General features: G+C 62.4%; 22 protein-coding genes. 12 read left to right on the top strand and 10 right to left on the bottom strand.

Annotation, left to right across the window (positions count from 1 at the left end; all coding sequences use genetic code 11):
• Positions 1–73: 73 nt before the first annotated feature.
• The 5 genes from AC0L3N_RS15215 (at position 74) to AC0L3N_RS15195 (ending at position 9,346) form a co-directional block, all read left to right on the top strand.
• The gene (locus AC0L3N_RS15215) at positions 74–3,949 is read left to right on the top strand and encodes a hydantoinase B/oxoprolinase family protein (RefSeq protein WP_473548367.1); all 3,876 of its coding nucleotides are present in this window, start codon (positions 74–76) and stop codon (positions 3,947–3,949) included.
• An 81-nt stretch (positions 3,950–4,030) separates the two neighbouring features.
• On the top strand, positions 4,031–5,278 hold the full coding sequence (locus tag AC0L3N_RS15210; RefSeq protein WP_473548366.1) for a BtaA family protein: 1,248 nt from the start codon (positions 4,031–4,033) through the stop codon (positions 5,276–5,278).
• Positions 5,275–5,961: a class I SAM-dependent methyltransferase gene (locus tag AC0L3N_RS15205; RefSeq protein ID WP_473548365.1), complete on the top strand. Its 687-nt coding sequence runs from the start codon at positions 5,275–5,277 to the stop codon at positions 5,959–5,961. The genes AC0L3N_RS15210 and AC0L3N_RS15205 overlap by 4 nt, the downstream gene beginning before the upstream one ends.
• Before the next feature lie 423 nt (positions 5,962–6,384).
• Positions 6,385–8,037, top strand: a complete 1,653-nt coding sequence (locus AC0L3N_RS15200) for an alpha/beta hydrolase (RefSeq protein WP_473548364.1) — start codon at positions 6,385–6,387, stop codon at positions 8,035–8,037.
• A gap of 103 nt (positions 8,038–8,140) precedes the next feature.
• Positions 8,141–9,346 carry a M14 family metallopeptidase gene (locus AC0L3N_RS15195; RefSeq protein WP_473548363.1) on the top strand — a complete coding sequence of 402 codons (1,206 nt, stop codon included), beginning with the start codon at positions 8,141–8,143 and terminating at the stop codon, positions 9,344–9,346.
• Positions 9,347–9,617: 271 nt separating this feature from the next.
• Here the strand turns inward: AC0L3N_RS15195 and AC0L3N_RS15190 are convergent, their stop codons facing one another.
• Positions 9,618–10,997 (bottom strand): serine hydrolase domain-containing protein, encoded by a 1,380-nt coding sequence (locus AC0L3N_RS15190; RefSeq protein ID WP_473548362.1) that lies wholly within the window; start codon positions 10,995–10,997, stop codon positions 9,618–9,620.
• A gap of 330 nt (positions 10,998–11,327) precedes the next feature.
• On the opposite strand from AC0L3N_RS15190, the gene AC0L3N_RS15185 reads away from it, so the two are divergent.
• From AC0L3N_RS15185 to AC0L3N_RS15175, 3 genes are all read left to right on the top strand, one after another.
• On the top strand, positions 11,328–12,119 hold the full coding sequence (locus AC0L3N_RS15185) for a glycoside hydrolase family 25 protein (protein WP_473548361.1): 792 nt from the start codon (positions 11,328–11,330) through the stop codon (positions 12,117–12,119).
• 80 nt (positions 12,120–12,199) lie between these two features.
• Positions 12,200–13,381 carry a lytic murein transglycosylase gene (locus AC0L3N_RS15180; protein ID WP_473548359.1) on the top strand — a complete coding sequence of 394 codons (1,182 nt, stop codon included), beginning with the start codon at positions 12,200–12,202 and terminating at the stop codon, positions 13,379–13,381.
• A gap of 82 nt (positions 13,382–13,463) precedes the next feature.
• Positions 13,464–13,613 (top strand): hypothetical protein, encoded by a 150-nt coding sequence (locus tag AC0L3N_RS15175; protein ID WP_473548358.1) that lies wholly within the window; start codon positions 13,464–13,466, stop codon positions 13,611–13,613.
• Between the two features lie 39 nt (positions 13,614–13,652).
• Here AC0L3N_RS15175 and modA read toward each other — a convergent pair whose 3' ends face one another.
• From modA to AC0L3N_RS15160, 3 genes are all read right to left on the bottom strand, one after another.
• Positions 13,653–14,345: a molybdate ABC transporter substrate-binding protein gene (gene modA / locus AC0L3N_RS15170; protein ID WP_473548357.1), complete on the bottom strand. Its 693-nt coding sequence runs from the start codon at positions 14,343–14,345 to the stop codon at positions 13,653–13,655.
• A gap of 89 nt (positions 14,346–14,434) precedes the next feature.
• Positions 14,435–15,100, bottom strand: coding sequence for an MSMEG_1061 family FMN-dependent PPOX-type flavoprotein (locus AC0L3N_RS15165; RefSeq protein ID WP_473548356.1), 666 nt, complete (start codon positions 15,098–15,100; stop codon positions 14,435–14,437).
• Between the two features lie 92 nt (positions 15,101–15,192).
• Positions 15,193–16,413, bottom strand: a complete 1,221-nt coding sequence (locus AC0L3N_RS15160) for an alanine racemase (protein WP_473548354.1) — start codon at positions 16,411–16,413, stop codon at positions 15,193–15,195.
• Positions 16,414–16,644: 231 nt separating this feature from the next.
• On the opposite strand from AC0L3N_RS15160, the gene AC0L3N_RS15155 reads away from it, so the two are divergent.
• Entirely contained in the window at positions 16,645–17,562 is a 918-nt protein-coding gene (locus AC0L3N_RS15155) for a DMT family transporter (RefSeq protein ID WP_473548353.1), read from the top strand.
• Positions 17,563–18,169: 607 nt separating this feature from the next.
• Here AC0L3N_RS15155 and metF read toward each other — a convergent pair.
• Positions 18,170–19,087 (bottom strand): methylenetetrahydrofolate reductase [NAD(P)H], encoded by a 918-nt coding sequence (metF, locus tag AC0L3N_RS15150; RefSeq protein ID WP_077383108.1) that lies wholly within the window; start codon positions 19,085–19,087, stop codon positions 18,170–18,172.
• Positions 19,087–20,109: an ArsR/SmtB family transcription factor gene (locus tag AC0L3N_RS15145; protein WP_473548351.1), complete on the bottom strand. Its 1,023-nt coding sequence runs from the start codon at positions 20,107–20,109 to the stop codon at positions 19,087–19,089. The genes metF and AC0L3N_RS15145 overlap by 1 nt, the downstream gene beginning before the upstream one ends.
• 144 nt (positions 20,110–20,253) lie before the next feature.
• Between AC0L3N_RS15145 and tsaA the strand changes: the two genes are divergently transcribed.
• The 3 genes from tsaA (at position 20,254) to AC0L3N_RS15130 (ending at position 22,202) form a co-directional block, all read left to right on the top strand.
• On the top strand, positions 20,254–20,775 hold the full coding sequence (gene tsaA, locus AC0L3N_RS15140) for a tRNA (N6-threonylcarbamoyladenosine(37)-N6)-methyltransferase TrmO (protein ID WP_473548350.1): 522 nt from the start codon (positions 20,254–20,256) through the stop codon (positions 20,773–20,775).
• Entirely contained in the window at positions 20,772–21,083 is a 312-nt protein-coding gene (locus AC0L3N_RS15135; RefSeq protein ID WP_455841314.1) for a DUF2293 domain-containing protein, read from the top strand. Before tsaA ends, AC0L3N_RS15135 begins: the two co-directional genes overlap by 4 nt.
• 108 nt (positions 21,084–21,191) lie before the next feature.
• Entirely contained in the window at positions 21,192–22,202 is a 1,011-nt protein-coding gene (locus AC0L3N_RS15130) for an aminotransferase class IV (RefSeq protein ID WP_473548348.1), read from the top strand.
• On the opposite strand, the gene AC0L3N_RS15125 is transcribed toward AC0L3N_RS15130, so the two are convergent.
• The 4 genes from AC0L3N_RS15125 to ettA all read right to left on the bottom strand — a co-directional run bounded on the left by AC0L3N_RS15125 (position 22,147) and on the right by ettA (position 26,691).
• A complete protein-coding gene (locus AC0L3N_RS15125) occupies positions 22,147–22,764 on the bottom strand; it encodes an MOSC domain-containing protein (protein WP_473548347.1) in 618 nt (205 codons plus the stop codon). The genes AC0L3N_RS15130 and AC0L3N_RS15125 overlap by 56 nt on opposite strands.
• Before the next feature lie 145 nt (positions 22,765–22,909).
• Positions 22,910–24,031 (bottom strand): beta-ketoacyl-ACP synthase III, encoded by a 1,122-nt coding sequence (locus tag AC0L3N_RS15120; RefSeq protein ID WP_473548346.1) that lies wholly within the window; start codon positions 24,029–24,031, stop codon positions 22,910–22,912.
• A 194-nt stretch (positions 24,032–24,225) separates the two neighbouring features.
• The gene (gene tam / locus AC0L3N_RS15115) at positions 24,226–24,996 is read right to left on the bottom strand and encodes a trans-aconitate 2-methyltransferase (protein WP_473548344.1); all 771 of its coding nucleotides are present in this window, start codon (positions 24,994–24,996) and stop codon (positions 24,226–24,228) included.
• Between the two features lie 45 nt (positions 24,997–25,041).
• Positions 25,042–26,691 carry an energy-dependent translational throttle protein EttA gene (gene ettA, locus AC0L3N_RS15110; protein ID WP_473548343.1) on the bottom strand — a complete coding sequence of 550 codons (1,650 nt, stop codon included), beginning with the start codon at positions 26,689–26,691 and terminating at the stop codon, positions 25,042–25,044.
• Positions 26,692–26,757 lie beyond the last annotated feature (66 nt).

Below are 26,757 nucleotides of genomic sequence, written 5' to 3'. Positions count from 1 at the left end.
AAGCCGTGGCGAACTAACACCAAGCCATGGCGAATTAACACATTGAATCAATAAAATGCCTGGGAGAGCTGCCGTGACCGCCAAATGGGATTTCTGGATCGACCGCGGCGGCACCTTCACCGATGTCATCGGCCGTGATCCGAAAGGCGGGCTGCACCCGCGCAAGCTGCTGTCCGAGAATCCTGAAGCCTATGCCGACGCCGCCACCCAGGGGATTCGCGAACTGCTCGGGTTAGAATCCGGCGCTCCGATCCCGTCCAGCCTGATCGGCGACGTGAAGATGGGCACCACCGTTGCCACCAACGCGCTTCTGGAGCGCAAGGGCGACCGTGTACTGCTGCTCATCACCAGGGGATTTCGCGACGCGCTGAGGATCGCCTACCAGGCGCGACCCGACATCTTCGCCAAGGAGATCATTCTTCCCGAACAGCTTTACGAGCGCGTCATCGAGGTCGACGAGCGCGTGCGCGCCGACGGCTGCGTCGAACGGCTGCTCGACATTGCCGCCTGCCGGCCGGCGATCGAACAAGCCAAGGCCGACGGCATCGACGCCGTGGCGATCGTCTTCATCCATGCCTGGAAATATCCCGACCACGAAAAAGCGGTTGCAAAAGTCTGCAGAAAACTGGGGTTTCGCCAAGTCTCGGTCAGCCACGAGGTCTCACCGCTCATCAAGCTGATCGGCCGCGGCGACACCACCGTGGTCGACGCCTATCTGTCGCCGATCCTTTCAAGATATGTGCAGAAGGTGGCAGGTGAACTGGGCGTCCTCTCCCCCCTCGAGGGGGAGATGTCGGCGAAGCCGACAGAGGGGGTCGCCCAAGGCAGCGCGAGGCGTCAAGGAACGTCGAGCACTGCCGCAACGACCCCACCCGGCGGCTTTGCCGCCACCCTCCCCTCGAGGGGGAGGGAATCCCCCCGGCTCATGTTCATGATGTCGTCGGGCGGCCTCACCGCCGCCGACATGTTCCAGGGCAAGGACGCGTTGTTGTCCGGCCCGGCCGGCGGCGTCGTCGGCATGGTCGAGACAGCAAAACTCGCCGGTTTCGACAAGGTCATCGGCTTCGACATGGGCGGCACCTCGACTGACGTCGCCCACTATGACGGCGACTATGAGCGCGCCTTCGACACCGAGGTTGCCGGCGTGCGTATCCGCGCACCAATGATGCGCATCCACACCGTCGCCGCCGGCGGCGGCTCGATCCTGCACTTCGAGGCCGGCCGCTTTCGCGCCGGGCCGGACTCGGCCGGCGCCAATCCCGGCCCGGCCGCGTACCGGCGCGGTGGCCCGCTGGCCGTCACCGACGCCAATGTCATGCTGGGGAAGCTGCAACCAGACTTCTTCCCGGTCATTTTTGGACCCGGCCAGAACGAGCCGCTCGACGTGCAAACCGTGCGCGAGAAATTCGCGGCACTCGCCGCCGAAATCGGCGAGGGCCGGACGCCGGAAGCTGTCGCCGAGGGGTTTGTCACCATCGCCGTGGAAAACATGGCCAACGCGATCAAGAAGATTTCCGTGCAGCGCGGCTACGACGTCACCGAATATCTCCTGAACTGTTTTGGTGGCGCCGGTGGCCAGCACGCCTGCCTCGTTGCCGACGCACTCGGCATGGAAGCGGTGCTGATCCATCCCTTCTCCGGCCTGCTGTCGGCTTATGGCATTGGGTTGTCCTCGATTTTTTCGTCACGCCAGCAGGCGCTGCTGAAACCGCTGGCGGAAGACTCCAGGCCGGCGATCGACGACCTTATCGCGACATTGCGCAAAGCCGTCATCGACGAGCTCGCCGCACAAGGCATCGCCGAGGACGCCGTCGCCTCGAAACCGGTGCTGCAGGTCCGCTATGACGGCACCGACACCGCGCTGCCGGTGAATTTCGAGCGCGGCTCGATCGCACGCGCCAAGGGCGATTTCGAAATGGCCCACAAGGCGCAGTTCGGCTTCGTCTATGACGACAAGCCGATGATCGTGGAATCAGTCGGCGTCGAAGGCATCGACACCGGCGGCACTGGCCGCGACGAAAGTGATTCAGCCCTTGAGGACGTGGCCGCAAGCCCTTCGGAGGCTCGGCAAATCTTCGCCGACGGCACATGGCGAGACGCCGGCATCTTCCGCCGCGAGGCGCTCAAACCGGGGCACAGGATTGCCGGCCCTGCCCTGGTCATCGAGCCGAACCAGACCATCGTCGTCGAACCGGGCTGGCAGGCCGGGATCACCGCCAAGAACCACGTGCTCTTGCGCCGTATCGAGAAAAAGCGCCGGCAGGCGGCGCTCGGCACCGAGGCCGATCCGGTCATGCTGGAGGTGTTCAACAACCTGTTCATGTCGATCGCCGAACAGATGGGCGTGACGCTGCAGAACACTGCCTATTCCGTCAACATCAAGGAACGGCTGGATTTCTCCTGCGCCGTCTTCGACCGCAATGGCGCGCTGGTCGCCAACGCGCCGCACATGCCGGTGCATCTCGGCTCCATGGACCGTTCAGTGGAAACCATCATCCGGCTGAACTCCGGCGACATCCATCCCGGCGACGTCTTTGCACTGAATGCGCCTTATAATGGCGGCACGCATCTGCCTGATATCACCGTGGTGACGCCGGTGTTTTCCCTCCCCCTCGAGGGGAGGGTGGCCGCGGAGTGGTCGGGTGGGGTCGCTGCGGCAGTGCTCGACGTTCCGGCGGTGCCTTCTGAGGAGACCCCCACCGCCGCCTTCGGCGGCACCTCCCCCTCAAGGGGGGAGGAAATCCTTTTCTACGTTGCCTCCCGCGGTCATCATGCCGACATCGGTGGCACCGCGCCCGGCTCGATGACGCCGCTCGCCACCACCGTCGACGAGGAAGGCGTGCTGTTCGACAATTTCCGCATCGTCGATCGCGGCCGGTTCCACGAGAAGGAACTGGAGACGCTGCTCACCGACCACCCCTACCCGGCACGCAATCCGCATCAGAACATCGCAGACCTCAAGGCGCAAATTGCCGCTAACGAAAAGGGCGTCGCCGAACTGCGCAAGATGGTCGCGCATTTTGGCCTCGATGTCGTTGAGGCCTATATGGGTCACGTCCAGGACAACGCCGCCGAAAGCGTGCGCCGCGTGCTGGAGCGGCTGCCCGACAGTTCCGTATACGAGTATCCGACCGACACCGGCCAAATCATCAAGGTGAAGATATCAGTCGACCGGCAAAAGCGTGAGGCGACCGTCGACTTCACCGGCACGTCGCCGGTCATGAAGAACAATTTCAACGCTCCCGAGCCGGTCGCCCGTGCAGCCGTGCTCTATGTCTTCCGCGTCATGGTCGAGGACACGATCCCGATGAATGCCGGGTGTCTCCGCCCGATCAACATCGTCATTCCCGATGGCTGCATGCTGAAGCCCGCCTACCCCGCCGCCGTCGTCGCCGGCAATGTCGAGACCTCGCAGCATGTCACTAATGCGCTGTTCGGCGCCATGGGCGCGATGGCCAACGCGCAAGGCACGATGAACAACCTCACCTTCGGCAACAAAAAGTACCAATATTACGAGACGATCTGCTCCGGCTCGCCGGCCGGCCGGATGAACTCCGGCCGCGGCTTTGCCGGCACCTCCGGCGTCCACACCCACATGACCAATTCGCGCCTGACCGACCCGGAAGTGCTGGAACTGCGTTTTCCCGTCCTGCTCGAGGATTTCCACATCCGCGAAGGTCCCGGCGGCAAAGGCAGATGGAGTGCCGGCGACGGCACCGAGCGCACCATTCGTTTCCTCGAAAAGATGGGATGCGCCATCCTGTCCTCGCATCGCAACCGCCCGCCGCAAGGCCTGGATGGCGGCGGCGACGGCGAGGCCGGCTCGACCAAGGTCCGCCGCAAGGATGGCCGCATCGAAGTCCTGAAGGCTTGCGACCAGACGGTGCTGGAGGCCGGTGAAGCCGTCATTGTGACGACGCCGACGCCGGGCGGGTTTGGCGAGGCCTGAGCTCATCTCAACAGGCTGTCACCCGCCTGTCATCCACCTGCGCTACCCGCTTGCGCCAGAGCAAACGGGAATCGCCTTGTCATGACGGATCTTTCCGGAGAACTGGTTTTTCGCCGCGGCAAGCAAGTTGGCAAGGCCGTCTACCAGAACCGCCCGCTGTCGAAGGCCGGCCTCTCCGAACGGCTCTTCGCCTTTCTGTTTTCCGGCCTCGTCTATCCGCAGATCTGGGAAGACCCCGATGTCGACATCGACGCGATGCAGCTTGGCCAGGGCCACCGCGTCGTCACAATCGCCTCGGGCGGCTGCAACATCCTCGCCTATCTCACCCGGTCACCGGAACGGATCGACGCCGTCGATCTCAACGCCGCCCACATCGCGTTGAACCGCATGAAGCTCGAAGCGGTGCGCCATCTGCCGTCGCAGGGCGACCTGTTCCGTTTCTTCGGTGCGGCCGAGACCCGTCACAATTCGCAAGCCTACGACCGCTTCATCGCGCCGCATCTCGACCCGGTCAGTCGCCATTACTGGGAGCGTCGCAACTGGCGCCGCCGTCGCCGCATCGCCGTCTTCGACCGCAATTTCTACCAGACGGGCCTGCTCGGCTTGTTCATCGCCATGGGTCACCGCACCGCCAAATTCTTCGGCGTCGATCCGGCCGGCATCATGGAAGCCAAAAGCCTCGCCGACCAGCGCCGCTTCTTCGACGAGGAACTGGCCCCGGTCTTCGAAAAGCCGTTGCTGAAATGGGCCACCTCGCGAAAAGCCTCGCTGTTCGGCCTCGGCATTCCGCCGGCCCAGTACGATTCGCTGATCACCTCGGGCGACGGCACCATGGCCAGCGTGCTGAAGGCCCGGCTGGAAAAGCTCGCTTGCGATTTTCCGCTAGAGAACAACTATTTCGCCTGGCAGGCTTTTGCCCGCCGCTACCCCAATCCCGGCGAGGCGGCGCTGCCCGCCTATCTCGAAAAGCGGAACTACAAGACGATCCGCAACAATGTCGACCGCGTCGCCATCCACCATGCCAATCTGATCGAATTCCTCGCCGGCAAGGATGCCGGTTCGGTCGACCGCTTCGTCCTGCTCGACGCGCAGGACTGGATGACCGACGATCAGCTCAACGCGCTGTGGGCCGAGATCACCCGCACCGCGTCGACTGATGCCCGCGTCATCTTCCGCACCGCGGCCGAACCCAGCCTGCTGCCCGGCCGGGTCTCGAATTCGCTGCTCGACCAGTGGAGCTATGCGGACGAGGCGTCGCGCGAATTCTCGGCCCGCGACCGGTCGGCCATCTATGGCGGCTTCCACCTCTATGTGAAGCAGTCCGCATGAGCGCGACCGAACTGCCGGCCAGGCACGCCGAACCGCCGGCCAGGCACGCCGAACTGATGGACGGCGTCTACCGCTGGCAGCGCCACATCTACGACCTGACCCGCAAATATTACCTGCTCGGCCGCGACCGGCTGATATCAGGGCTGGATGTGCCCGCCGGCGGCACGGTGCTCGAACTCGGCTGCGGCACCGGCCGCAACATCGTGCTTGCCGCCCGCCGCTATCCCGACGCCCGCTTCTTCGGCCTCGATATTTCCACCGAAATGCTGGAGACGGCCAGCGCCGCCATGGCCCGCGAAGGCTTGTCCGGCCGTGTTGCGCTGGCGCGCGGCGATGCCACCGATTTCGATGCGGAGGCGCTGTTCGGCCTGGCTACCTTCGACCGCATATTCGTGTCCTATTCGCTGTCGATGATCCCCGGTTGGGAGAAGACGGTTTCCGCGGCACTTGCAGCCTTGTCACCTGGCGGCTCGCTGCACGTCGTCGATTTCGGCCAGCAGGAAGCCCTGCCCCGCTGGTTCCGCACGCTGCTGCGCGGCTGGCTGAGAAAATTCCATGTCGAGCCGCGTGAAGCGCTGCGCGATGTCCTGGAATCGGAATCTGCAACAGTCGGCGCAAGCCTCCGATTCAGAACACTTTATCGCGGCTATGCATGGCTCGCCGTGGTCGGGCAGCGCAGCTAGTCAGGGTGTGTTGAAATTCAGGTCAGGCCGAGCCGGAGTCGAAGACGGGCAACTTCGCGCGTCAGGAGCGGACATTGCCATCCACCTCGTCACGCTCTTCACGAGAACGAACTCTGAATCGGATTAGACTAGACCTGGCGAACGCCGCTTGTGTCTTCCGGCGCGAAAGGCCAACGCTCAACCGAGTATCCTCTTGACTCGTCCGGGCTTCCCGGTGCGGTCGCGCCATTTGCAAACATCGGCTCTCCAACAGCGACGGGGATTTTTGGCGATCGCAATGCAACTCAACCAGATATTGCGACTTGCCACACGGAGCAGCTGGAAATTTATCCTGCCCTCCTTCTACAAAACGCGAGAGCAAGCCATGATGGGCTAGTCGTATTCATCGCGAGACCGCTATCCTAGGAGAAGCGAAGCGGCCAAATGCGTAACTGGGTGACAAAGTTCTGGTGCTCGCTTTCTGCCGGCGGCCTCGTCGTGGGCACGCTGTTCTTCGTAGCTTCTCTTACGCCGACCCTTGTTCCTCGAACCTATCTGACCCAGGGCGTGCTCTCCGGGGCATGTTTCGCCGCCGGATACGGCATCGGAGTCGCGTGGCGCTGGCTGTGGGCCTATATGGAGCTTCCGGAACCGCGTGAGCGGTTCCTGCTTGCTCTCAAGATCGCCGTCGCGGCCATTTGCGCAGCAATCGCCATCTTGTTTTTATGGTGGGCAGCGGAATGGCAAAATTCAATCCGTCAACTGATGCACCTCGAACCCGTGACGAGCGCGCATCCGCTTGAAGTCTGCGTCATCGCGATCGTCACGTTCCTGATGCTCATCGCGCTGGCCCGGCTCTTCAAACGCATCTCCCGTTTGATTTCAGAAAGGTCGGGCCGCTTCGTCCCCCGCAGGGTTTCGAATGTGATCGGTTTCACTGTCGCGATACTGTTGTTCTGGGCGGTCGCAAATGGCGTGCTCGTCCGCTACGCGCTCTACGTCGCCGATTCGTCCTTCGCAACGTTTGATGCCCTCGTCGAACCGGATCGAGCGCAGCCGACACCTCCGCTCAAGACCGGCAGTGCCGCTTCCCTCGTCAGCTGGAAAGAACTTGGACGGGCAGGACGAGAGTTCATCGCGACGGGACCTACCGCTAGCGAGATAAGCACGTTCACGCAAAAGGATGCGCGCGAACCCATCCGGGTCTATGTGGGGCTTCGGGCGGCCGACACTGCCGAAGAGAGGGCGCAACTTGCCCTTGAGGAATCAAAGCGCGTCGGGGCCTTCGAACGCTCCGTACTGGTCGTCATCACGCCTACCGGAAGTGGCTGGATCGATCCCGCCTCGATGGATACGGTTGAATACCTCCACAATGGCGACGTGGCGAGTGTTGCCCAGCAGTACTCCTATCTGTCGAGCCCGCTATCGTTGCTGGTCGAGCCGGAATACGGCTCGGAAGCAGCAAGGGCTTTGTTTGCCGCAGTCTATGAATACTGGACGACGCTTCCCCACGACAGGCGACCCAAACTCTATCTGCATGGCCTGAGCCTCGGAGCGATGAACTCCGAGGGATCGGTGGAGCTTTTCGAGATCCTTGGTGACCCTGTCCAAGGGGCGCTGTGGAGCGGTCCGCCCTTTGAGAGCAGAATTTGGCGCAGCATTACGGAGCATCGCAATGCCGGTACGCCCGCTTGGTTGCCGCGGTTCCGGAACGGTTCGTTCGTCCGCTTCATGAACCAGAATGGCGAGGCCGGTCCGGCGGACGCGCCTTGGGGTCCCATGCGCATTGTCTACCTCCAATATGCCAGCGATGCGATTACGTTTTTCGATTATCGCGACTTCTATCGTCGTCCCGAGTGGATGGACGCTCCACGCGGCCCGGACGTATCGCCGGAACTGCGGTGGTATCCGGTGGTATCGATGCTACAGTTGGTCCTTGACATGGCCGTCGCGACCAATACGCCGATGGGCTATGGTCATGTCTTTGCGCCCGAACACTACGTCGACGCGTGGCTCGCGGTGACTGATCCGCAGGGCTGGTCTGCCGACCAGATCGCGCGATTGAAGCAGTATCTTGCCGCTCGCGGCAGGATGTGATCGCTGCCTGCGACGAGTGCGTTATGCGAACGGTTTGCCTACGAAAGTCTACACATTTGGCATTCGACTTTGGCTTTCCACACGACATAAGGAGATCCTCATCATGTCGGACAAACCTAAAAAGGGCCTCGATCGCCGGGATCTAATTGTAGCATCCATTGCCTCGGTAGGCGCGGCGGCCGTCTTCGCGGCCAATGCTGGTTCTGCGAACGCCCAGGGCTCAGCGGCTTCATCGGTTAGCCCGACACCGGGTGCGCCATCAGCAACGATCTATACCGGCGATGTGATCCAGGGGAAAAAAGTCGTCAGCGTGCTCGACGTCAAGGACCTGGAGCCCGGCAAGAAGCATTTTTTGTATTTTCAGGGCGTGCAGATGCCCACCGGACAGCACTGGTATGTGTCTGTGACGGTCGCTAGGGGGGCAAAGCCGGGCAAGCGCGCTGTCCTGGTCAGTGGTGTGCATGGTGACGAGATGAGTTCTGTGCATACGGTCCAGACCGTGATGAACCAACTTGATCCGGCGGAGATGTCGGGCACAGTGATGGCGGTCACGGACGTGTCCCGTCCAGCCATGGAAAGCATGCAGCGCAGATGGCCCAATTCTGGCAGGGGCATTGACCTGATCGACATGAATAGGGAATGGCCCGGCAACGAGAACGGTGCCAGTGCGGCCAGCCGCCACGCCGGTCTCCTGTTCAACCGGCTCCTTCGGCCGAACGCTGACGTCGCAATCCACTTCCATACCGGGACGACCGGATTCGATGCCTCCGCATTCAATATTGGCGACATGGATGTGCCCGAGATCAAGACGATGCTGGAACTTTATCCAGTGGGCCAGATCTTCGACAATCCTGTGTATCCAAGTGTCCTTCATAACGCGTTTGTCGCCGCGGGTATCCCATCCTTTTGTCCGGAGGTTGGTGCTGCGCGTATCCTCGACCTTGAGATGATTCCCCTATTCGTTGAAGGCACGATGAACGTCCTCAAGCATCATGGCATCCTTGCCTGGCCAATGGGACGCACAGGCAAGGATGTGAATGTTTTTGTCGGCAACAGTGCGTTCCCGATCCTGGCAACCCAGGCCGGGTTCGTCGAGCATCTGGTCAAGCTGAACGACAAGGTCGGACCCGGACAGAAAGTGGCCATTCAGCGTAACAGCTTCGGCGAGGTGGTTGCGGAGTACACCAGCAGCGTGGCTGGAGAGGTGGCGGGTCTGCGCAGCGATACGACGGCCGAGGCCGGCAATACCTTGGTATTTGTCCTTTTCCACAGGGCGGCGCCGGAGGGCGTCGAGACTTATCCCGAGTAGTTCACACCCTGCCGAGGCGGCTTAGGTGAACTGACGAGCGATCGCGCCAATCCAAACGCGTCGCCGAGTGGTGCTCTATGGTGAAATTCGATATCGCCGGACTGGAGGCCGCGCCGACAGATTGAGCCTTACCGCGCTCGTAGGATCCGTACTCCAAAAACGACTAGCGACGGAGCGTCCGCTTCCCACCCAACTTGCGTCGTCCCGGCTCTCGGCGTCAAATGTCCGAGAAGGGTCCGAACTCGGTCGTTCAGGTGATTGGGTTTTGCCCCTAATGCAGCGCCTTCCCCAGCGCTGCCAGCATGATCTGCGGCCGGTAGCCGAGCTTGGCCGGCGTCAGGCCGAGCCGCACCACCACCAGCTGCTCCGAGGGGATGACGGCGACCGTTTGCCCGTCATGGCCTTCCATCCAATAGGTATCCCTTGGCAGGCCCGCAGCGATGCCGGCGCCGGGGTTCTCCTCGTCGCCCGGCCCCTCGATCCACACCTGGCCCCTGCCGTAGACTTTCGAGGCCGGTGCGGCTTCCCGCATCCAGGCGACGAAGCCGGCAGGCAGGATCTGCTGGCCGTTCCAGACGCCGTCCTGCAGCAGGAACTGGCCGAAGCGCGCCCAGTCGCGCGCGGTGGCGTAGAGATAGGACGAGCCGACGAAGGTGCCGTGCTCGTCGGCCTCCAGCACCGCGCTCTGCATGCCGAGTGGGTCGAACAGTGCGACTCGTGGCCACGCCAGCGCCTCATCCTTATCGCCGATCGCATCCTGCCAGAGCCGCGACAGCATCACTGCCGTGCCGCTCGAATAGGCAAATACCTTGCCTACCTCGCCGGTCAGCGACTTGGATCCGGCAAAGCCCGCCATATCAGGCTCGAGGTAGAGCATCCGCGTCACGTCGGTGACGTCGCCATAATCCTCGTTGAACTCCAGCCCGCTCGACATCGCCATCATATCGGCGAGACTGATGGCGGCGCGGCCGTCCGTTTTCCAGGGTCCGAACAGGCCCTGGTTCGTAATCACCATCTTGCCGTCCTTCACCACTGTGCCGACAATCGCGGCATTTACCGTCTTGGTCATCGACCAGCCAAGCAGCGGCGTCTTTTCGGTAAAGCCGTCGCCATAGCGCTCGGCGATGATGCGGCCGTTCTTGACCACCACCACCGCCCGCATACCGGCGCCGGTCATTGCAGGATCGTCGAGGATTTTCGCGATTTCGGGGTTTTGCGAGGCGTCGACCCTGTCGCCGTCCGGCCAAAGTGCGTCGCGCGACGGCGCCGGTATCAGCGCCGGCCCGTCGACTGCTTTGGCCGTGGCGATGTCGCCATCCGGAACCGAAGCACAGCCGAGCCCGTCTCGAACGACCGCGACGCTCTTGCCGAACACGCCGAACAGCCCCGCCCAAACCGTGCCCTGCTCCTTGTCGACGGAGACCCTCATCAGCCTGAGCAGCGGATGGCCCGGCGCCTGCACGTCGACGGCGAGCACCTGGTCGGCATCGCGTCCGGCGACGAAGACATTCGAGCAGATGATCTTGGCCGTGTAACCCGAGCCGACGCGGATCAGTTCAGGCGGCGCGATGTAAAGCCAGGCGGCGAGTGCTGCGACCGCCAGCACGGCCAGCCCGAGCAGCCATTTCACCAGTCTCAGAACAATCCGCATTTCCGACTCCCCCCGGACGCTCATCTATGTCATCGATTTGCCGCCATTGCTTCGGCAAAATCGCGGTTCTGGTCGAGCGCTGTCAACGGAATATCAACCATGATCGGCGATCACTGATGCATGTCACCCAAAAGCATGCCCCCGGGCCCGAACCGGGGGTGCGCAGCGGTTTTGGGATAACGACATGCATAACAAAGATTAAGGCGCGCCGAAGCGGCGCACTTTAAAAGATAGAGCGGTCCTGTGGGGCGATCGCTTGGGGGCACGGTCGAGGGACCACCTGCAGCAACAACCCATCAGCGGCCGGCTGAAACCGGTTCAGGAGTAGCGATGCGCCGTTTCGCGGCTTTCATCTTGCTGACGCTGCTGGGCGCCTGCTCGACCGTCGACGATCTTGCGCCGTCGCTGCCGGGCGCCCCGAGTGTTGCGGTGCGCGCACCCCGTTTTGACGACTCCGACCCGCATGAATGGGACAGCGGCGCGCCGTGGAGCTATGCCGTTCACGGCACCGACGTCTCCAAATACCAGACCTCGGTCGATTGGCCGGCGGCCAGGGCCAGCGGCATTTCCTTCGTTTTCATCAAGGCGACGGAAGGCGGCGATCGCTTCGACGAGTATTTCAACGAGCATTGGAGCCGCACGAAAGCCTCAGGAGTCCCGCGCGCGGCCTATCATTTCTACTATTTTTGCACACCGGCCGCCACGCAGGCGCGCTGGTTCATCCAGAACGTGCCCAAGGACCGCTCGGCGATGCCGCCGGTTCTCGACATGGAATGGAACCCGCAATCGCCGACCTGCAAGCTGCGGCCGGATGCGGCCACGGTGCGCAGCGAGATGAGCACATTCCTCGAAATCGTCGAAAAACACTATGGCAAGAAGCCGATCATCTACACTTCGATCGATTTCTTCGACGACAACGGCCTGTCGGTTTTCCGCGACTACCCCTATTGGCTGCGTTCGGTGGCCGGCCACCCGCGCAAGAAATACGGCAGCCACCCCTTCACCTTCTGGCAGTACACCGGAACCGGTATTGTGCCGGGCATCTCAGGCAAGGCCGATATCAACGTTTTCAATGGCTCGGAAGCAGCCTGGAACAAGTGGCTGCGGCAGAACACCCGTTGACACCGGGCCTGCCGCCTGCTTTTCGACACAGCCAAATGAAGGATGCTTGCAACCGCTGGTGATCTTCTTGGGGGATGGCGATGCGATTGCGCTTGGAAATTCTCGCGGCGCTGCTTCTGGCAGCTACGGCGGCGACGCCAGCGGTGGCACAGCAATGCGGCGGCGATTTCGAGGCATGGAAGCAGGGCGTAGCGGCGGAGGCCAGGAACGCCGGCGTCGGCACTGCCGGCCTTGAGGCGCTGGAAAAGGCCACCGCCGACAAAAAGGTGCTGGCGCGCGACCGCGCCCAGGGCGTCTTTACCCAGACCTTCGTCGAGTTCTCGAACCGGATGATCTCAGCCTACCGGCTGAAGCAGGGCGCCGCCAATCTGAAAAAATACGCCGACGTCTTTGCCCGCGCCGACCAGGAATTCGGCGTCCAGCCGCCGATCATCGCCGCCTTCTGGGCGCTGGAAACCGATTTCGGCGCCGTGCAGGGCGATTTCCACACCCTGAACGCACTGGTCACGCTCTCGCATGACTGCCGCCGCCCGCAACTCTTTCGCCCGCAGATCACGCCGCTGCTGACCCTCATCGATCGCGGCGTCGTGCCGGCCGATGTCACCGGCGCTTGGGCGGGGGAAATCGGCCAGACGCAGATGCTGCCGTCCGACTATCTCGGCCGCGGCGTCGACGGCGACGGCGACGGTCTGGTCGACCTGCGCAGCAGCGCGCCGGATGTGATCATGACCACGGCCAACAAGATCATGTCGCGCGGTTGGAAACGCGACCAGCCCTGGATCGAGGAAGTCCGCGTGCCCGACGACATGCCATGGGACCAGACTGGCCGCACCAACAGGCTGCCGCTGACGCAGTGGGCTCAGTGGGGTGTCACCAACCCCAACGGCACGCCGCTTGTCGACAACGACCTGAAGGCAGGTCTCGCGCTGCCCATGGGCCGCAAGGGTCCGGCCTTCCTCGTCTACGACAATTTCGACGTCTACCTCGAATGGAACCAGTCCTTCACCTATGCGCTGACCGCGGCAAATCTCGCCGCGCGGCTGGCGGGTGCACCGCAATTCGACCCGCGCAGTCCCGAACCCGGCCTCAACGGCGCCCAGATGAGGGCATTGCAAACGAAGCTCGAGGCCAAAGGATATGACGTGGGAACGGTCGACGGCATCCTGGGCACCAACACCCGCGAGGCGACCCGCAAGGAGCAGATGCGGCTAGGCCTGCCGGTCGACGGCTGGCCGACGCCGGAGCTTTTGGCGAAGCTGTAAGAGAGCGTTTGAGGGAATTCCCAGCGTGCCCCTGGCGTGATTCATCGAGTGTCGGTTTGATTTTGATTCGGAGACCGCCACGATGGCACGCAAGAAGCGGGTTCGGTTCGGATACGCGACGGACCTGACGGATGGGCAGTGGGCGCTGATCGTGCCGATGATTCCAGAGGCCGAGCCCGGCGAGCGGCCGCGCAAGGCGTCGGCGCGGAAACCGGTCAACGCGATCTTGTAACTCCGCCGTGGCCCGATCGCTGCTTATTGAAGCATGTTCTTAACGGCGCTCGACGCCCTTTGCCGCCAAAATGTCATCAACGGCAGTCGACATCAGAAATTCCGACAGCTGCTTGGCGGCTACTGCGTCCCTTGAATCGGCGCTAATGCCAATGGCGAAGTCAACGTAACTTTGGAGTTCTGCCGGAAACTGACCGACAAGCATGACCTCGGGAGCGGCGGCGAGAATCGACGTCACGGGAACGACTCCCAACTCGGCTTCCCCACGGCCTACGGCGGGCGCTGTCTGCCCTCCTGGTACGGCCACCAGCTTGGGCTTCACCTCATCCGCTATTCCCAAACGTTCCAGCAAACCGGAGAAATAGCCACCGCTGGTTCCTTCACTGGCGTAGGCGATTGACCTGGCGCTCTTCAACGCATGTTCGAATGCTTCCACGGACCCAATGTCGAGCGGTCGACTGCCTGCCTTGGCCGCCACCCCCATCGCTATCCGGCCGAACGCTACCTGGCTCCCCGCCTTGACCTTTCCCAAGGCGGTCAGATCCTGAACCATGTTCGGATTGATGATGACGAGGTCAAAAGGTTGCCCAGCTTCAATCTGCTTCTTTACTGTCGGATTGAGCTCCCACTTGACCGCAACTGTGAATCCTGTGGCCGTTTCGAACTGGGAGATGAGAGCAAGGACGGCGGGTCGGACAGCAATAGCACCAAAAAGCCGGATTTCCTGATGCATGGCCTAACCTGAAATCGGTCGAAACGACCCGAGAACTATCTCGCCGCACTAGTCGCAATCCGCATCCGGCGACGCGGTGAGTACGCGGCCTAGTAGAGCCGCTCCCAGTTGCCCGAGTCTATGATTGCCTGCATTTCTTCAACTGTCTGGGCTAGTTTTCCGTGCGCGACCAGCATTTCCGCAAAGGATGGTAATCCACTTGTATCAGGCCATGCGTCCGGCTGCCAGAATCCCGAGCGGACCATACATTTTGGACAGTGGGAAAGAACATGCAGGACGTCAACGACGAGCACGTGATCGGGTAGTTTTTGATTGACGGCCAGTGTTTCACGAAGCTCAAGATCTCGAACGATGATGGCCCTGCCGCTTACGCGCAACGTATACGTGACGCCTGGGATTACAAAAATTAGGCCGATATTCGGATTGATCAAAACATTGCTGAAAGTATCAAGCCGGCGATTGCCCAATCGGTCCGGGATGGCAAGAGTCCTATCGTCCATCACCTTAACAAATCCGACTGGATCGCCTTTTGGCGAGACGTCGACCATTCCATCGGCTCCGGCCGATGCCACGAAGACGAAAGGCGCATGAGCGATGAAGCGACGCGCATATTCGTCGATTATTTGTATTACCTTTGCGACCGAACGCTCTGGGGGCTGACCGACCACTGTTCGGAGCTCTTCCTCGCTGGTGACAACATCGCGAAAGCGATGCCGAAGACTCGTCATATCGCATTGTCTGATGTCGCTGGGCATCCGATCTACCCTCAGTTATGCAATCGTAGGTGAGCCAGGCGCGGGTGGTTTACTTTTCCAATGTGCGCGTCCTGACCTAATGAGTCCACGCCCTAATCCGCCATCGTCTCCAGGCTGGCAAACCCCTGCGGCGCGTCGCCTTCATCGAACGGCGTCGTCACCTCGACGAACGTGTCGGGGTAGAAGCCGTTGAACCGTGTCCTGAGCGACAGCGAATAGGCGCCGATATGGCCGATCTCGATCCAGTCACCGGTATCGACCGTTTCCGGCAGCCAGAACGGCCGCGACAGGATGTCGACGGAATCGCAGGTTGCGCCGCAGACCTTGAACGGCACGATGGTCTTCTCCTCGCCATTGCGCGAGCGGATCGCCGGGTCTGGAATGAAGCGCGCCGGCAGCGTGATCTTGCCGGTCCATGAATCCGACAGCGACGCCCAGATGCCGTCATTGATGTAGAGCCGCTTGCCCTTGCGCAGCAGCACGCGCACGATCAGCGACAGGCAGCGCGCCACGATCACCCTGCCCGGCTCAGCCACCAGCGGCATCTGGTCGAACTGGTATTCCTTCAGATCGCCTGACAGCCGCGACATGATCTGGCCGAGCGACGGCATCTCGATCTGCTTGCGATTGGGATCATGGCCGTATTCGGCGGGAAAACCGCCGCCGACATCGAGCCCGGCAATGTCGAAGCTGACGCGGTTGCGCACCCAGTCGGCCGAGGCCAACGCCCGCTCATAAGTGTCGGGATCCTCGATCTGGCTGCCGACGTGGAAGCACAGCCCGACCTTGTAGCCCGTCCGGTTCAGCCGTTCGGCCAGATCGACCGCGTTGGCCGGCCCGGCGCCGAATTTCTTCGACAGTTCGTAGGCGGCCGATCCCTTCGTCTGGATGCGCACGAACACGGTGATCGCACCCGGATCGATATCGAGCGCCCGCACCACACGGGTCAGCTTGGTGATCTCGTCCTCATGGTCGAGCGAGATGACCCGGATGCCGTATTTCTCCAGCGCCAGCTTGATGTCCGACTGCGCCTTGACCGGATGCATGTAGAGCATCTCGGCGTCGGGCGAGACCGCGCGCACGGCGGCGAATTCGCCGGGCGAGGCCACGTCAAAGGCATTGACGCCAGCCTCGGCCAGCGCCTTCAGCACGATCTGCTCGCCGTTGGTCTTGACCGCATAGGCGGTCTTGCCGGGAAACATCCCCATGAACTGCCTGGCGTCCGCCTTCAGCACCTGCGGGCGGAAGCAATAGATCGGATCGTCCGGGCGAAGCGCCAGCGCCGCTTCGCGCGCATTTTCGAATCGCTGCATGGACGAATCCCTTGACCTAAGACTGCGCACAATTAATCCAACCTATGCGTGAATGAAAACAATTCTATGTCTCGCGGCGCGGACGCTGCGGCGCTACGCCAGATGACAGGCCAGACGACAGGAAAAGCTAGCCTACCGATCTGGTTTCGGGTGGCCCTTGCCGTCGAACAGGATATGGCCTGAACAGACGCCTGATTGGCTTGCATTCAGAGCCATCTGGGAGGACGATCTATGGCGATCACAACCACGACTGCAATGCGCGGACCCATGGCCCTGAAAGACTGGGCACAGCTTCTGCTGCTCGGTGCGATCTGGGGTGGCTCGTTCTTCTTTGCCCGCATTGCGGTTGCCGAGATCCCGCCGCTGGTGCTGGTGCTGTTTCGCGTCGCCATCGCGGCGCTGGCGCTGCAGCTCTATCTCGGCCTGCGCGGTCCGTCCTTCCGCCTCGCCTTGCCGCATGCTGGCCTGTTCTTCCTGCTGGCGCTCGTCAACAACGTCATTCCCTTCTCGCTCATCTTCGCCGGCCAGACCGAGCTTGGCGCCGGTGTCGCCTCGGTGCTCAATTCGACGACGCCGTTCTGGACATTGGTCCTCGCCAACGCGCTGACATCAGACGAAAAACTCTCCTGGAACAAGCTTGCCGGTATCGCGCTCGGCATCGTCGGCACGGCGGTGATGATCGGTCCCGGCCTGCTTGCCGGGCTGGGCGGGCCGGTCTGGGCGAAATTCGCGCTGGTCGGCGCGTCGCTGTCCTATGCTGTGGCGCTGATGATTGCCCGCCGCTTCAAGAGCGTGCCGTCACCGGTCATCGCCACCGGACAATTAACCGCCTCGACCATCATCATGATCCCGGTCGTCCTGCTTAGCCACGGCACTGCCAACCTGTTTTCGGCCTCGCCGCCGGTCTGGGCAGCGGTGTTGGCGCTGGCCCTGTTGTCCACCGCCTTCGCCTACATCCTCTATTTCAACCTCGTCGCCTCGGCCGGCGCCACCAACGCCTCGCTGGTCACGCTGATCGTGCCGGCCAGCGCCATCCTGCTCGGTTTTCTGTTCCTGGGCGAACGGCTCGAATTGTTCGAACTCGGCGGCATGGCGCTGATCGCGCTCGGCCTCGTCACCATCGACGGGCGCCTGTTCGGCCGACGTTAATGCATGTCGCCCAAAAGCACGCCCTCGCGCTTGAACCGAGGGTGCGCAGCGGTTTTGGGATAACGACATGCGTCAAAACAACAACCTGAAGCGGGTCGCTTCCCAGAGGCGACGCGCTTTAGAGCTTCGCATCCAATCGGAGGCGCAAACGACGCTCCAACCGGTTGAATCTTCGCATCGACCCGAAAATCGATTCCGACTTTCGGCTACGGTAGCGCTGCCATATCCATCCTCGCCCCAGCTTCGTCACATTTTATGCACAGGTCCGAAGCGGGATTTTGTCGAAGAGTTTCAATACCTAACGGCAAATGGCCGCTCGTGAATTCCACAATGTCGTCGCATTGCAGCATATTTTCCGCTTGCCTGTGGCACAAATGACCCTAGACTCTGGCCATAGCTCTTTAAGAGGAGGCTATGACGTGGGACTCACGAGGCCAATCAACGCATTGATGATCTGTGCTGCGTTTGCATTCATCGGAGCCCTGATAATGGGCTTTCTTCCGTAGACCCGCCAAAGCAACGGAAGATCAGCACCGAATAGTCCAAGTCATCGAAAAGGCCGGGTTTTTACCCGGCCTTTTTGCATTTCCAGAGACTTGGCCGAGACTTACGCCGCAGCAGACCCCGCAGCTTCAGCCTCATGCGAGCGGATGCCGATCATGTGGCAGACGGCGAAGACCAGATCGGCCCGGTTCATGGTGTAGAAATGGAAATCGCCGACGCCGCGCTCGACAAGGTCCAGCACCTGCTCGGCCGCCACCGCGGATGCCACCAGCGCATGCGTCTGCGGGTCCGTCTGCAGCCCGTCGAAGCGCTCGGCCATCCACGCCGGCACCAGCGCACCGCAGCGCGCCGAGAAATTGGCGACCTGGGTGAAATTGTGGACCGGCAATATGCCCGGCACGATCGGTATGTAGATTCCGGCCCGCCGTGCCCGCTCGACATAGCGCTCGTAGAGATCATTGTCGAAGAAGAACTGGGTGATCGCACGTGTCGCGCCATTGTCGACCTTGCGCTTCAGCATGTCGATGTCAGTGGCAAAATCCGGGCTCTCCGGATGCTTTTCCGGATAGGCGGAGACCGAGATGTCGAAATCGCCGACACCTTTCAGCGCCCCCACCAGTTCGGCGCCATTGGCATAGCCGTCCGGATGCGGACGGTAGGCGGCGCCGACGCCCTCGGCCGGATCGCCGCGCAGGGCGACGAAGCGGGTGACACCCATGTCGGCGAATTCCTGAATGACTTCATCGACCTCGTGGCGCGCCGCATCGACGCACGTCATGTGCGCCGCCGGCGTCAGCGCCGTTTCGTTGAGGATGCGCTTGACCGTGCGCGCCGTGCGCTCGCGGGTCGAGCCGCCGGCGCCATAGGTGACGGAGACGAATTTCGGCTTGAGCGGCTGCAGCCGGGTGACGGTGTCCCACAGCCTTGCTTCCATCTCGTCGCTCTTCGGCGGGAAGAACTCGAACGAAACCCTGATCTTGTCGCCAATGTCAGGGCGGCGGGAAAAGCGGAACTGGTTCATCAGGCGGTTTCCCCTATCGGATAGGCATTGGCCGGTTGTGCGTGGTTGGAAGGATCGGCGATCAGCATGCGCTGGTCACGGCCGAGCCACAGTTTTACGGTGAGACTGGGCTCGTTGCCGGCGCGCGGCTCGAATTCCTGGCTCTCCTCGAGGTCGAGCCCGGCCTCCGAAAACCATTCGGTGATCTGCCGGTCGGAAAAGCCGAGCCGCACATGCGCGTGGACGTCGCGCAGGAATTCCAGCGAATGCGGAGCGAAATCCACGATCACCAGCCGGCCTGCCGGACGCAGCAGCCTTGCTGCCTCGCGGATGGCGCGGGCAGGATCATCGAGATAGTGCAGCACCTGATGGATGGTGACGAGATCGAAGGCGTCGCGCTCGACTGGCGGCGCAAAAATATCGCCCTGGCGCACCTGCGCATTCGAAATGCCGGCCTTGTCGAGATTGGCGCGCGCCACTGTCAGCATCTCGCGCGACATGTCGATGCCGATGCCGCGCCGGTAGAGCGGCGAAAAGATTTCGAGCAGCCGCCCGGTGCCGGTGCCAAGGTCGAGCATCGACTGGAACGGCCGCTTGCCGACGAGCTTGAGCAGCGCTGCCTCCACGGCGCGGTCCGGCACATGCAGCGAGCGGATGTGGTCCCAGCTTGCGGCATTCACCGAGAAATATTCGGCGGCGCGATCCTGCCGCTTGCGCTTGACCGCCGCCAACCGCTCGAGGTCACGCTCTACCTGCGGATCGGCGCCCCGGATGCCGGAGACCAGCCTGAGCACGAAGTCCCGCGCCGCATCCGAATCCGACAGCCGGAAGAAGGCCCATGAGCCCTCCTGATAGCGGCCGATCAGCCCCGCCTCCAGCAAAAGCTTCAGGTGGCGCGAGACGCGCGGCTGCGACTGGCCAAGGATTTCGGTGAGATCGGAAACGGTAAGGTCGCCGCGCGACAGCAACGCCAGGATACGCAACCGGCTGGATTCGGCCGCCGCCTTCAATGTATCTACCATGGTGTCGAGCGCGACATGCATGCGAGCATTCTCTTTGAAAAAGATATAAACATATGTTTATGTCGATTTTGATAGCCTTGCAAGCGCTATGTCGCTCCCGGACAAGAAAATGACGCATGCGTGGCGGATCGCCAACAGCCGGATGCATGATCGGGGTGGAAAACCATGTTCGAAACGCGCAGCGGCGAAAAGCTTCTGGAAACTGATCCCGCCGAGATGCCGCCGGACGGCCATGTCGTCTTCATCGGCCGCATTGCCTCGCCCTGGACCGCGCGGGAAACTTGCCCCAAGAACATGAAAGCCGCGCGGAAAACCGGACAGCAGGCGGTTCTAACGATCGACCAGCGCTATCGTAGCGGCCTGCTTGGGCTGGAGCGCGCCAGCCACGTCATCATCCTGTCCTGGCTGCACCACGCGCCGCGGACCCTGATTGTTCAGAAACCCCGCCATGCGACTGAACCGAAAGGCGTTTTTTCGCTGCGCTCCCCGGCCCGGCCCAACCCGGTCGGGTTGCATATCGCCAGGCTCGTCGCCCTCGACATCGATACGGGCCGTATCGATATCGATGCCATCGACGTGCTCGACGGCACGCCGGTCATCGACATCAAGCCTTATTTCGCCTCGACCGACGCCTTTGCCGAGGCGACCATTGCCGGACGGGACGAGCCCGGACGGGATGGGCAATGAGCGCGCCGACCGGCCGCCGCCGCGCCATCGCCAAGGCGCTGACAGCGCTTTTGCCGCTGGCGCCCTATGCCGACATGGAAAAGATCCGCGCCGACGCCGGCGCGGTGCATATGAAGAGCTTGCCGCCGACGATCGCCGTGTGGCTGGCGACTATCGCCCATATCCGTCATGTGCACACCGACTACGAAAAACTGCTGGCCGAAGGCTACGACCGCGACTCGGCGCGCTTCTTCGTCATGGAACAGACCAACATCGTGCTGACCCGCTGGCGCGCCACGCGTCTGCTCGAGGATGATGATGAGGACTAACAACGTCTCTGATGGCCCAGCGGCAAGACCAGCCTGTGTCTTGTACCACCCGCCGTGCCGCTCTATCCCGCCATCTGGGCGGCGAAAAACGATCTGACGGAGGACGTGATGAGCAACTCGATCGATCCGCATGCCAAACCACTGCCCTCGCTCTCCGCCCATCACATAGACCCGCACTCCTATCCGGACGGCGTTGCCTTCCTGGACGGGCAATATCTGCCGATGTCGCAGGCCAAGATCTCGGTGTTGGATTGGGGCTTCCTGCATTCCGACGCCACCTACGACACGGTGCATGTCTGGGGCGGTCGCTTCTTCCGCCTCGACCTGCATCTCGATCGCTTCTTCGGCGGGCTGGAAAAGCTGCGCATGACGATGCCGTTCGACCGCGATGGCGTCGCCGAGATCCTCGAAAATTGCGTGGCGCTGTCGGGTCATCGCGCCGCTTATGTCGAGATGCTGTGCACGCGCGGCGCCTCGCCGACCTTCAGCCGCGACCCGCGCGACGCGGTCAACCGTTTCATGGCGTTCGCCGTTCCCTTCGGCTCGGTCGCCAATGCCGAGCAATTGCAGCGCGGCCTGCATGTGGCAATCAGCGACAAGGTGCGCATCCCACCCGCTTCGATCGACCCGGCGATCAAGAACTATCACTGGCTCGACCTGGTGCGAGGCCTCTACGACGCCTATGACCGCGGCGCCGAGACCGCGCTGCTCCTCGATTTCAACGGCAATGTCGCGGAAGGCCCCGGCTTCAACGTCTTTTGCGTGGATGACGGTAAACTGTCGACGCCGGCTGCCGGCGTGCTGCCCGGCATCACCCGTCGCACGGTCTTCGATCTCTGCGCGGAGGCAGGGCTTGCCGTTGCAGCGGCCGATGTCAGCGTCGCTGCGCTGCGTCGGTCCGACGAGGTCTTCATCACCTCGACCGCCGGCGGCATCATGCCGGTGACGATGATCGACGGTATTCCGGTCGCAGACGGCAAGGTCGGCGCGATTACCAAGCGCCTCATCGCGATCTATTGGCAAAAGCACGAAGACCCGGTCTGGTCCAGCCCGGTGCGCTATCTCAGGCCCGGTAAATCCACTGCTCGGGCACACGCACCGAAATCTCCTCACCGGTAGTGATGCGGCCTGGTTTTTCGACCCAGGCGACGAGGCCGCGCAACCGCTTTGCCGCCTTCGGGAACAGCAATGCGCCGGCCTCGTGGTCGGCCATTCCGGCATTTTCGGCGACCGATCGTCCGGCGATGCGGCAAGGTCCGTTCTGCGCGTCGACCTTGATGGTGACGCCTCCCCTGAAGAACAGCAACGTGCCGGACGGCAGCATGGAGAGATGCGGCAGGCCTTCGATCAACAGATTGGCGCCGATCCACTCCGGCTTGATCTCGGCGATGCCCATCCGCTGGGCGATGATCGCCAGTTCGTCCGCCGCCACAACAGACAGCTGCCGCTCGTTGCGCATCTCGGTGCCGCGTGGATACCAGGGCTCGCGCCCGCCGGAACGCCGCGTCGCGCCGGCGTGGAAATCGCCGTCGATGCCGTCGAAGCCGAGCCGCAGTTCATCAACCGCGCGTGTCTCGAAATGATCCGATGGCGCGACGTAAAGCGCGGCCACCCGCGCGGCAAGCTTCCGCACCGGGATGATTTCGACCGGGTTTTCGGCCTCGGGGAAGAGATCCAGCATGGGCTTCATTCCTTGCATGACGCGACGCAATTAGCCGGAGCGAGTTCATCTGGTCCAGTCTAAAGCGCTGATGCTCCAATTAAGCAGACTGATACGATTACACACCGGCGGCCTCTAATGCTGGTGCCGTTCGCGCCAAAGTAGATCAGAGCATGCGCAATAGCGCCCCGCCAATCGAATAGCCGGCGCCGAAGGCGCAGAGCAGGCCGTAGTCGCCGGCCTTCATGTCGGCGTGGTTCTCCGACAGGGCGACGATCGCGCCGGCGCCGGCGGTGTTGCCGAGGCGCTCCAGCACCATCGGCGCGCGGTCATGGCCGACCTCGTGGCCGAACGACAGCTTCAGGATCATGGCGTTCATCCGGGCATTGGCCTGATGCAGCCAGAAGCGCCGAATCGCTTGCGGCGTCAGCCCGTGCTCGGCCAGGAACTCGACGATGAACTTGTGCCCGGCGACGGTGACTTCCTTGAACACCTTGTTGCCGACCTGCTTGATCAGGTTGCCTTCCAGATTGATCATATACGGATCGTCCTGGGCGGTGCGCGTGTAGTAGCCAAGATTGGTGCGGATGTTGTTGGACATCTGCGTCCAGGTGCGCGTGTCGAGCACCTCGAAGCGTCCCGGCCGCTTATCGCCCTGGGCAAGCCCCTCGACGATCATCGAGACCGAAGCATCGCCGAAGATGAAATGCGTCTGCCGGTCGCGGAAGTTGAGATGGCCGGTGATGATCTCGGGCGTCGTCACCAGCACGCGCCTGTGTGCGCCCGCCCGCACCAGATTGACCGCAATGTGCAATGCCGCCGCCGCCGATGAGCAGCCAAGGCCCATGTCGAAACCGGCGCCCTTCGTGCCCATCGCCTGCTGCATCTCGATAGCGATGGCCGGATAGGGCCGCTGGTGATGCGAGGCCGAGCAGATCACCAGGTCGATGTCCCCAGGCTCCAGGCCGGCATGGTCGAGCGCTTTCCTGGCCGACGCGATGCCGAACTCGGCTTCGAGCGACAGCGCATCGTCGGGCCGCGCCGCAATGCGCGGCGCCATGCGGGTCGGGTCGAGAATGCCTTCCCGCTCGATCACATGGCGGGTCTGTACGCCCGAAGCATGGACGATGAAGGCACTGTCCGACTTCTGCAGCAGCGTCTCGCCCGAAGCCTCGCGGCGGACATTCTCGATGTCGACCCAGGCATTGAAGCTGTCGACCAGTTCTTCATTGGTGATCGAAGGCTCGGGGATTTCAACGCCGATACCGCTGATGATGACGCGATGCATTTCCACCCCATGCGCAGGCGTTGCGGCTCTCATTTGGGCGCCGCGAAGGTTGGGCGCAACTGTTTTTCGTATCTGGTGGGTGTTTACGCCGGCTTAAATCAAGTGCCTGAGGCAAAAGACCACAACCTTGCGTTGCCGAAATGCGCATGGTGCGGATCAAGCGCCGCCAGGCACTGCCTCTCGTGTGGCCGTTTCTAAGCGGATCGCCGCGCGACGATGAACAGGCGCGGGAAACGCAGCAGCACCTTGCCGTTTGCCGTCTTCGAATAGGCTTCGGTTATTCTGGCAGTGTAGCGCTTTAGGAAAAGCCGCCGCTCGTCCTCGTCCAGCCGATCGAGGAACGGCTTCAGCCCGGTCGACTTCAGCCATTCGACAATGGCTTCGGCATCGGTAAGCGGATGATTGTAGGCGGTGTGCCAGATGTCGAGCCGGTCTGAGAACGGCGACAAAAGATCATAGTAGAACGACACCGGCGGCAGCGGCCCGCCCGCAGCACCCCTAAGCTTTTCGGCAAACGGCATTTCGGCCGCCGTCTCCCGCATCAGCCGGTGTGAGGGCTCGCCCATATTGTCGGGCATCTGCACGGCAAGCGCGCCGCCGGGCGCCAAAAATCCCATCAGCCGCTGGAAGATCGCCGGATGCTCCGGCAGCCACTGGAATACCGCATTGGCGAAGATCACGTCGACCGGCTTTTCGGGCAGCCACGCCGCCGCATCGGCCAGCTCGAAGGTTATTTCAGGCAGCCGCGCCCTCGCCTTCTCGATCATGTCAGGCGAGGTGTCGAAACCGCTGACCTGCGCGCTCGGCCAGCGCGCGACCAGCAATTCGGTAGAATTGCCCGGCCCGCAACCGATGTCGACCACCCGGCGCGGCATCTCCACCGGCACCTGCGCGACAAGGTCGCGCGACGGCCGCGTGCGCTCGTCCTCGAATTTGAGATATTGGGCGGCGGACCAGTCGGCCATTTCAGCTCCTCAGATCATTTGAGAATTCGCCGCCCTAAAAAAACCCTACCGCGTCAGCCTCTTGTACGTCATGCGGTGCGGATTGACGGCATCGGGGCCGAGCCGGCGGATTTTGTCCTGCTCGTAATCCTCGAAATTGCCCTCGAACCATTCGACATGGCTGTCGCCTTCGAATGCCAGGATGTGCGTCGCCAGCCGGTCGAGGAACATGCGATCGTGCGAGATGATGACGGCGCAGCCGGCGAAGTTTTCCAGCGCGTCTTCGAGTGCCGCCAGCGTTTCCGTATCGAGATCGTTGGTCGGTTCGTCGAGCAGCAGCACATTGCCGCCGGTCTTCAGCATCTTGGCCAGGTGCACGCGGTTGCGCTGGCCGCCGGACAGATTGCCCACCTTCTGCTGCTGATCGCCGCCACGAAAATTGAACGACGCGCAATAGGCACGGGTGTTGGCCTCGAACTTGCCGAGCTTGACCACTTCGGCGCCGCCCGAGATTTCTTCCCAGACGGTCTTGGTCGGGTCGAGTGCGTCGCGGCTCTGGTCGACGTAACCGAGCTTAACGGTCTCGCCGACGCGGATCGTGCCGGCATCCGGCTTTTCCTGGCCGGTGATCATGCGAAACAGCGTCGTCTTACCGGCGCCGTTCGGGCCGATGACGCCGACGATGCCGCCGGGCGGCAGCTTGAAGTCGAGATCGTCGATCAGCAGCGTGTCGCCAAAGCCCTTCGACAGGCTCTCGACCTCGATCACCACATTGCCGAGCCGCTCCCCATGCGGAATGACGATCTGGCTGTCGCTCGGACGCCGCTTGTCGGCCGCATCCAGCAGATCCTGGAACGCCTGGATGCGCGCCTTCGACTTGGTCTGCCGGGCTTTCGGGCTGGACTGGATCCACTCGCGCTCGCGGCCGATCGCCCGCTGGCGCGCATCGTCCTCGCGGCCTTCCTGCTTGAGCCGCTTGGCCTTGGCTTCGAGATATTTGGTGTAGTTGCCCTCATAGGGAATGCCGCGGCCACGGTCGAGCTCGAGGATCCAGCCGGTGACGTTGTCGAGGAAGTAGCGATCGTGGGTGATGATCATCACCGCGCCCGGATAGGCGCGCAGATGCTTTTCCAGCCACGCCGTCGTCTCGGCGTCGAGATGGTTGGTCGGCTCGTCGAGCAGCAGAAGGTCGGGCTGGCGCAGCAGGAGCTGGCAAAGCGCGACGCGGCGGCGTTCGCCGCCCGACAGCTTGGTGACGTCGGCTTCCTTGGGCGGACAGCCGAGCGCTTCCATCGCCATCTCGACCTGCTGTTCGAGATCCCACAGGTTCAGCCGGTCCATCTCGTCCTGGAGCTTGGCCGACTCGTCGGCCGTCTCGTCGGAATAGTTCATCATCAATTCGTTGTAGCGCTCTATGATCGCGGTCTTGGCGGCGACGCCTTCCATGACGTTCTCGAACACGGTCTTGTTCGCATCGAGTCCCGGCTCTTGCGCCAGGTAACCGACGGTGGCGCCCTCGGCCAGCCATGCCTCGCCGCTCCACTCCTTGTCGATGCCGGCCATGATCTTGAGGATGGTCGACTTGCCGGCGCCGTTCGGGCCGAGGATGCCGATCTTGGCGTCGGGGTAGAAGGAGAGATGAATATTCTCGAGCACCTTCTTGGTGCCATAGGCCTTGTTGAGGCCGGCCATGTGATAGATGAACTGGCGTGCCACGCGCGCTTTCCCTGAAAAGTCGACTGGATGTCGGATTGAATGGAAGTTGCGCGCTATGTAGGCGAT

This window comes from Mesorhizobium sp. WSM4807 (assembly GCF_055811615.1).
The sequence above is the reverse complement of the archived record's forward strand: the minus strand, read 5'-3'. Positions and strand labels throughout refer to the sequence as shown.

Excerpts from the sequence above, each read along its gene's own strand:
- AC0L3N_RS15210 (WP_473548366.1), top strand. The coding sequence starts at position 4,031 with ATGACGGATCTTTCCGGAGAACTGGTTTTTCGCCGCGGCAAGCAAGTT.
- AC0L3N_RS15205 (WP_473548365.1), top strand. The coding sequence starts at position 5,275 with ATGAGCGCGACCGAACTGCCGGCCAGGCACGCCGAACCGCCGGCCAGG.
- AC0L3N_RS15200 (WP_473548364.1), top strand. The coding sequence starts at position 6,385 with ATGCGTAACTGGGTGACAAAGTTCTGGTGCTCGCTTTCTGCCGGCGGC.
- AC0L3N_RS15195 (WP_473548363.1), top strand. The coding sequence starts at position 8,141 with ATGTCGGACAAACCTAAAAAGGGCCTCGATCGCCGGGATCTAATTGTA.
- AC0L3N_RS15190 (WP_473548362.1), bottom strand. The coding sequence starts at position 10,997 with ATGCGGATTGTTCTGAGACTGGTGAAATGGCTGCTCGGGCTGGCCGTG.
- AC0L3N_RS15185 (WP_473548361.1), top strand. The coding sequence starts at position 11,328 with ATGCGCCGTTTCGCGGCTTTCATCTTGCTGACGCTGCTGGGCGCCTGC.
- AC0L3N_RS15180 (WP_473548359.1), top strand. The coding sequence starts at position 12,200 with ATGCGATTGCGCTTGGAAATTCTCGCGGCGCTGCTTCTGGCAGCTACG.
- AC0L3N_RS15175 (WP_473548358.1), top strand. The coding sequence starts at position 13,464 with ATGGCACGCAAGAAGCGGGTTCGGTTCGGATACGCGACGGACCTGACG.
- modA (WP_473548357.1), bottom strand. The coding sequence starts at position 14,345 with ATGCATCAGGAAATCCGGCTTTTTGGTGCTATTGCTGTCCGACCCGCC.
- AC0L3N_RS15165 (WP_473548356.1), bottom strand. The coding sequence starts at position 15,100 with ATGCCCAGCGACATCAGACAATGCGATATGACGAGTCTTCGGCATCGC.
- AC0L3N_RS15160 (WP_473548354.1), bottom strand. The coding sequence starts at position 16,413 with ATGCAGCGATTCGAAAATGCGCGCGAAGCGGCGCTGGCGCTTCGCCCG.
- AC0L3N_RS15155 (WP_473548353.1), top strand. The coding sequence starts at position 16,645 with ATGGCGATCACAACCACGACTGCAATGCGCGGACCCATGGCCCTGAAA.
- metF (WP_077383108.1), bottom strand. The coding sequence starts at position 19,087 with ATGAACCAGTTCCGCTTTTCCCGCCGCCCTGACATTGGCGACAAGATC.
- AC0L3N_RS15145 (WP_473548351.1), bottom strand. The coding sequence starts at position 20,109 with ATGCATGTCGCGCTCGACACCATGGTAGATACATTGAAGGCGGCGGCC.
- tsaA (WP_473548350.1), top strand. The coding sequence starts at position 20,254 with ATGTTCGAAACGCGCAGCGGCGAAAAGCTTCTGGAAACTGATCCCGCC.
- AC0L3N_RS15135 (WP_455841314.1), top strand. The coding sequence starts at position 20,772 with ATGAGCGCGCCGACCGGCCGCCGCCGCGCCATCGCCAAGGCGCTGACA.
- AC0L3N_RS15130 (WP_473548348.1), top strand. The coding sequence starts at position 21,192 with ATGAGCAACTCGATCGATCCGCATGCCAAACCACTGCCCTCGCTCTCC.
- AC0L3N_RS15125 (WP_473548347.1), bottom strand. The coding sequence starts at position 22,764 with ATGCTGGATCTCTTCCCCGAGGCCGAAAACCCGGTCGAAATCATCCCG.
- AC0L3N_RS15120 (WP_473548346.1), bottom strand. The coding sequence starts at position 24,031 with ATGCATCGCGTCATCATCAGCGGTATCGGCGTTGAAATCCCCGAGCCT.
- tam (WP_473548344.1), bottom strand. The coding sequence starts at position 24,996 with ATGGCCGACTGGTCCGCCGCCCAATATCTCAAATTCGAGGACGAGCGC.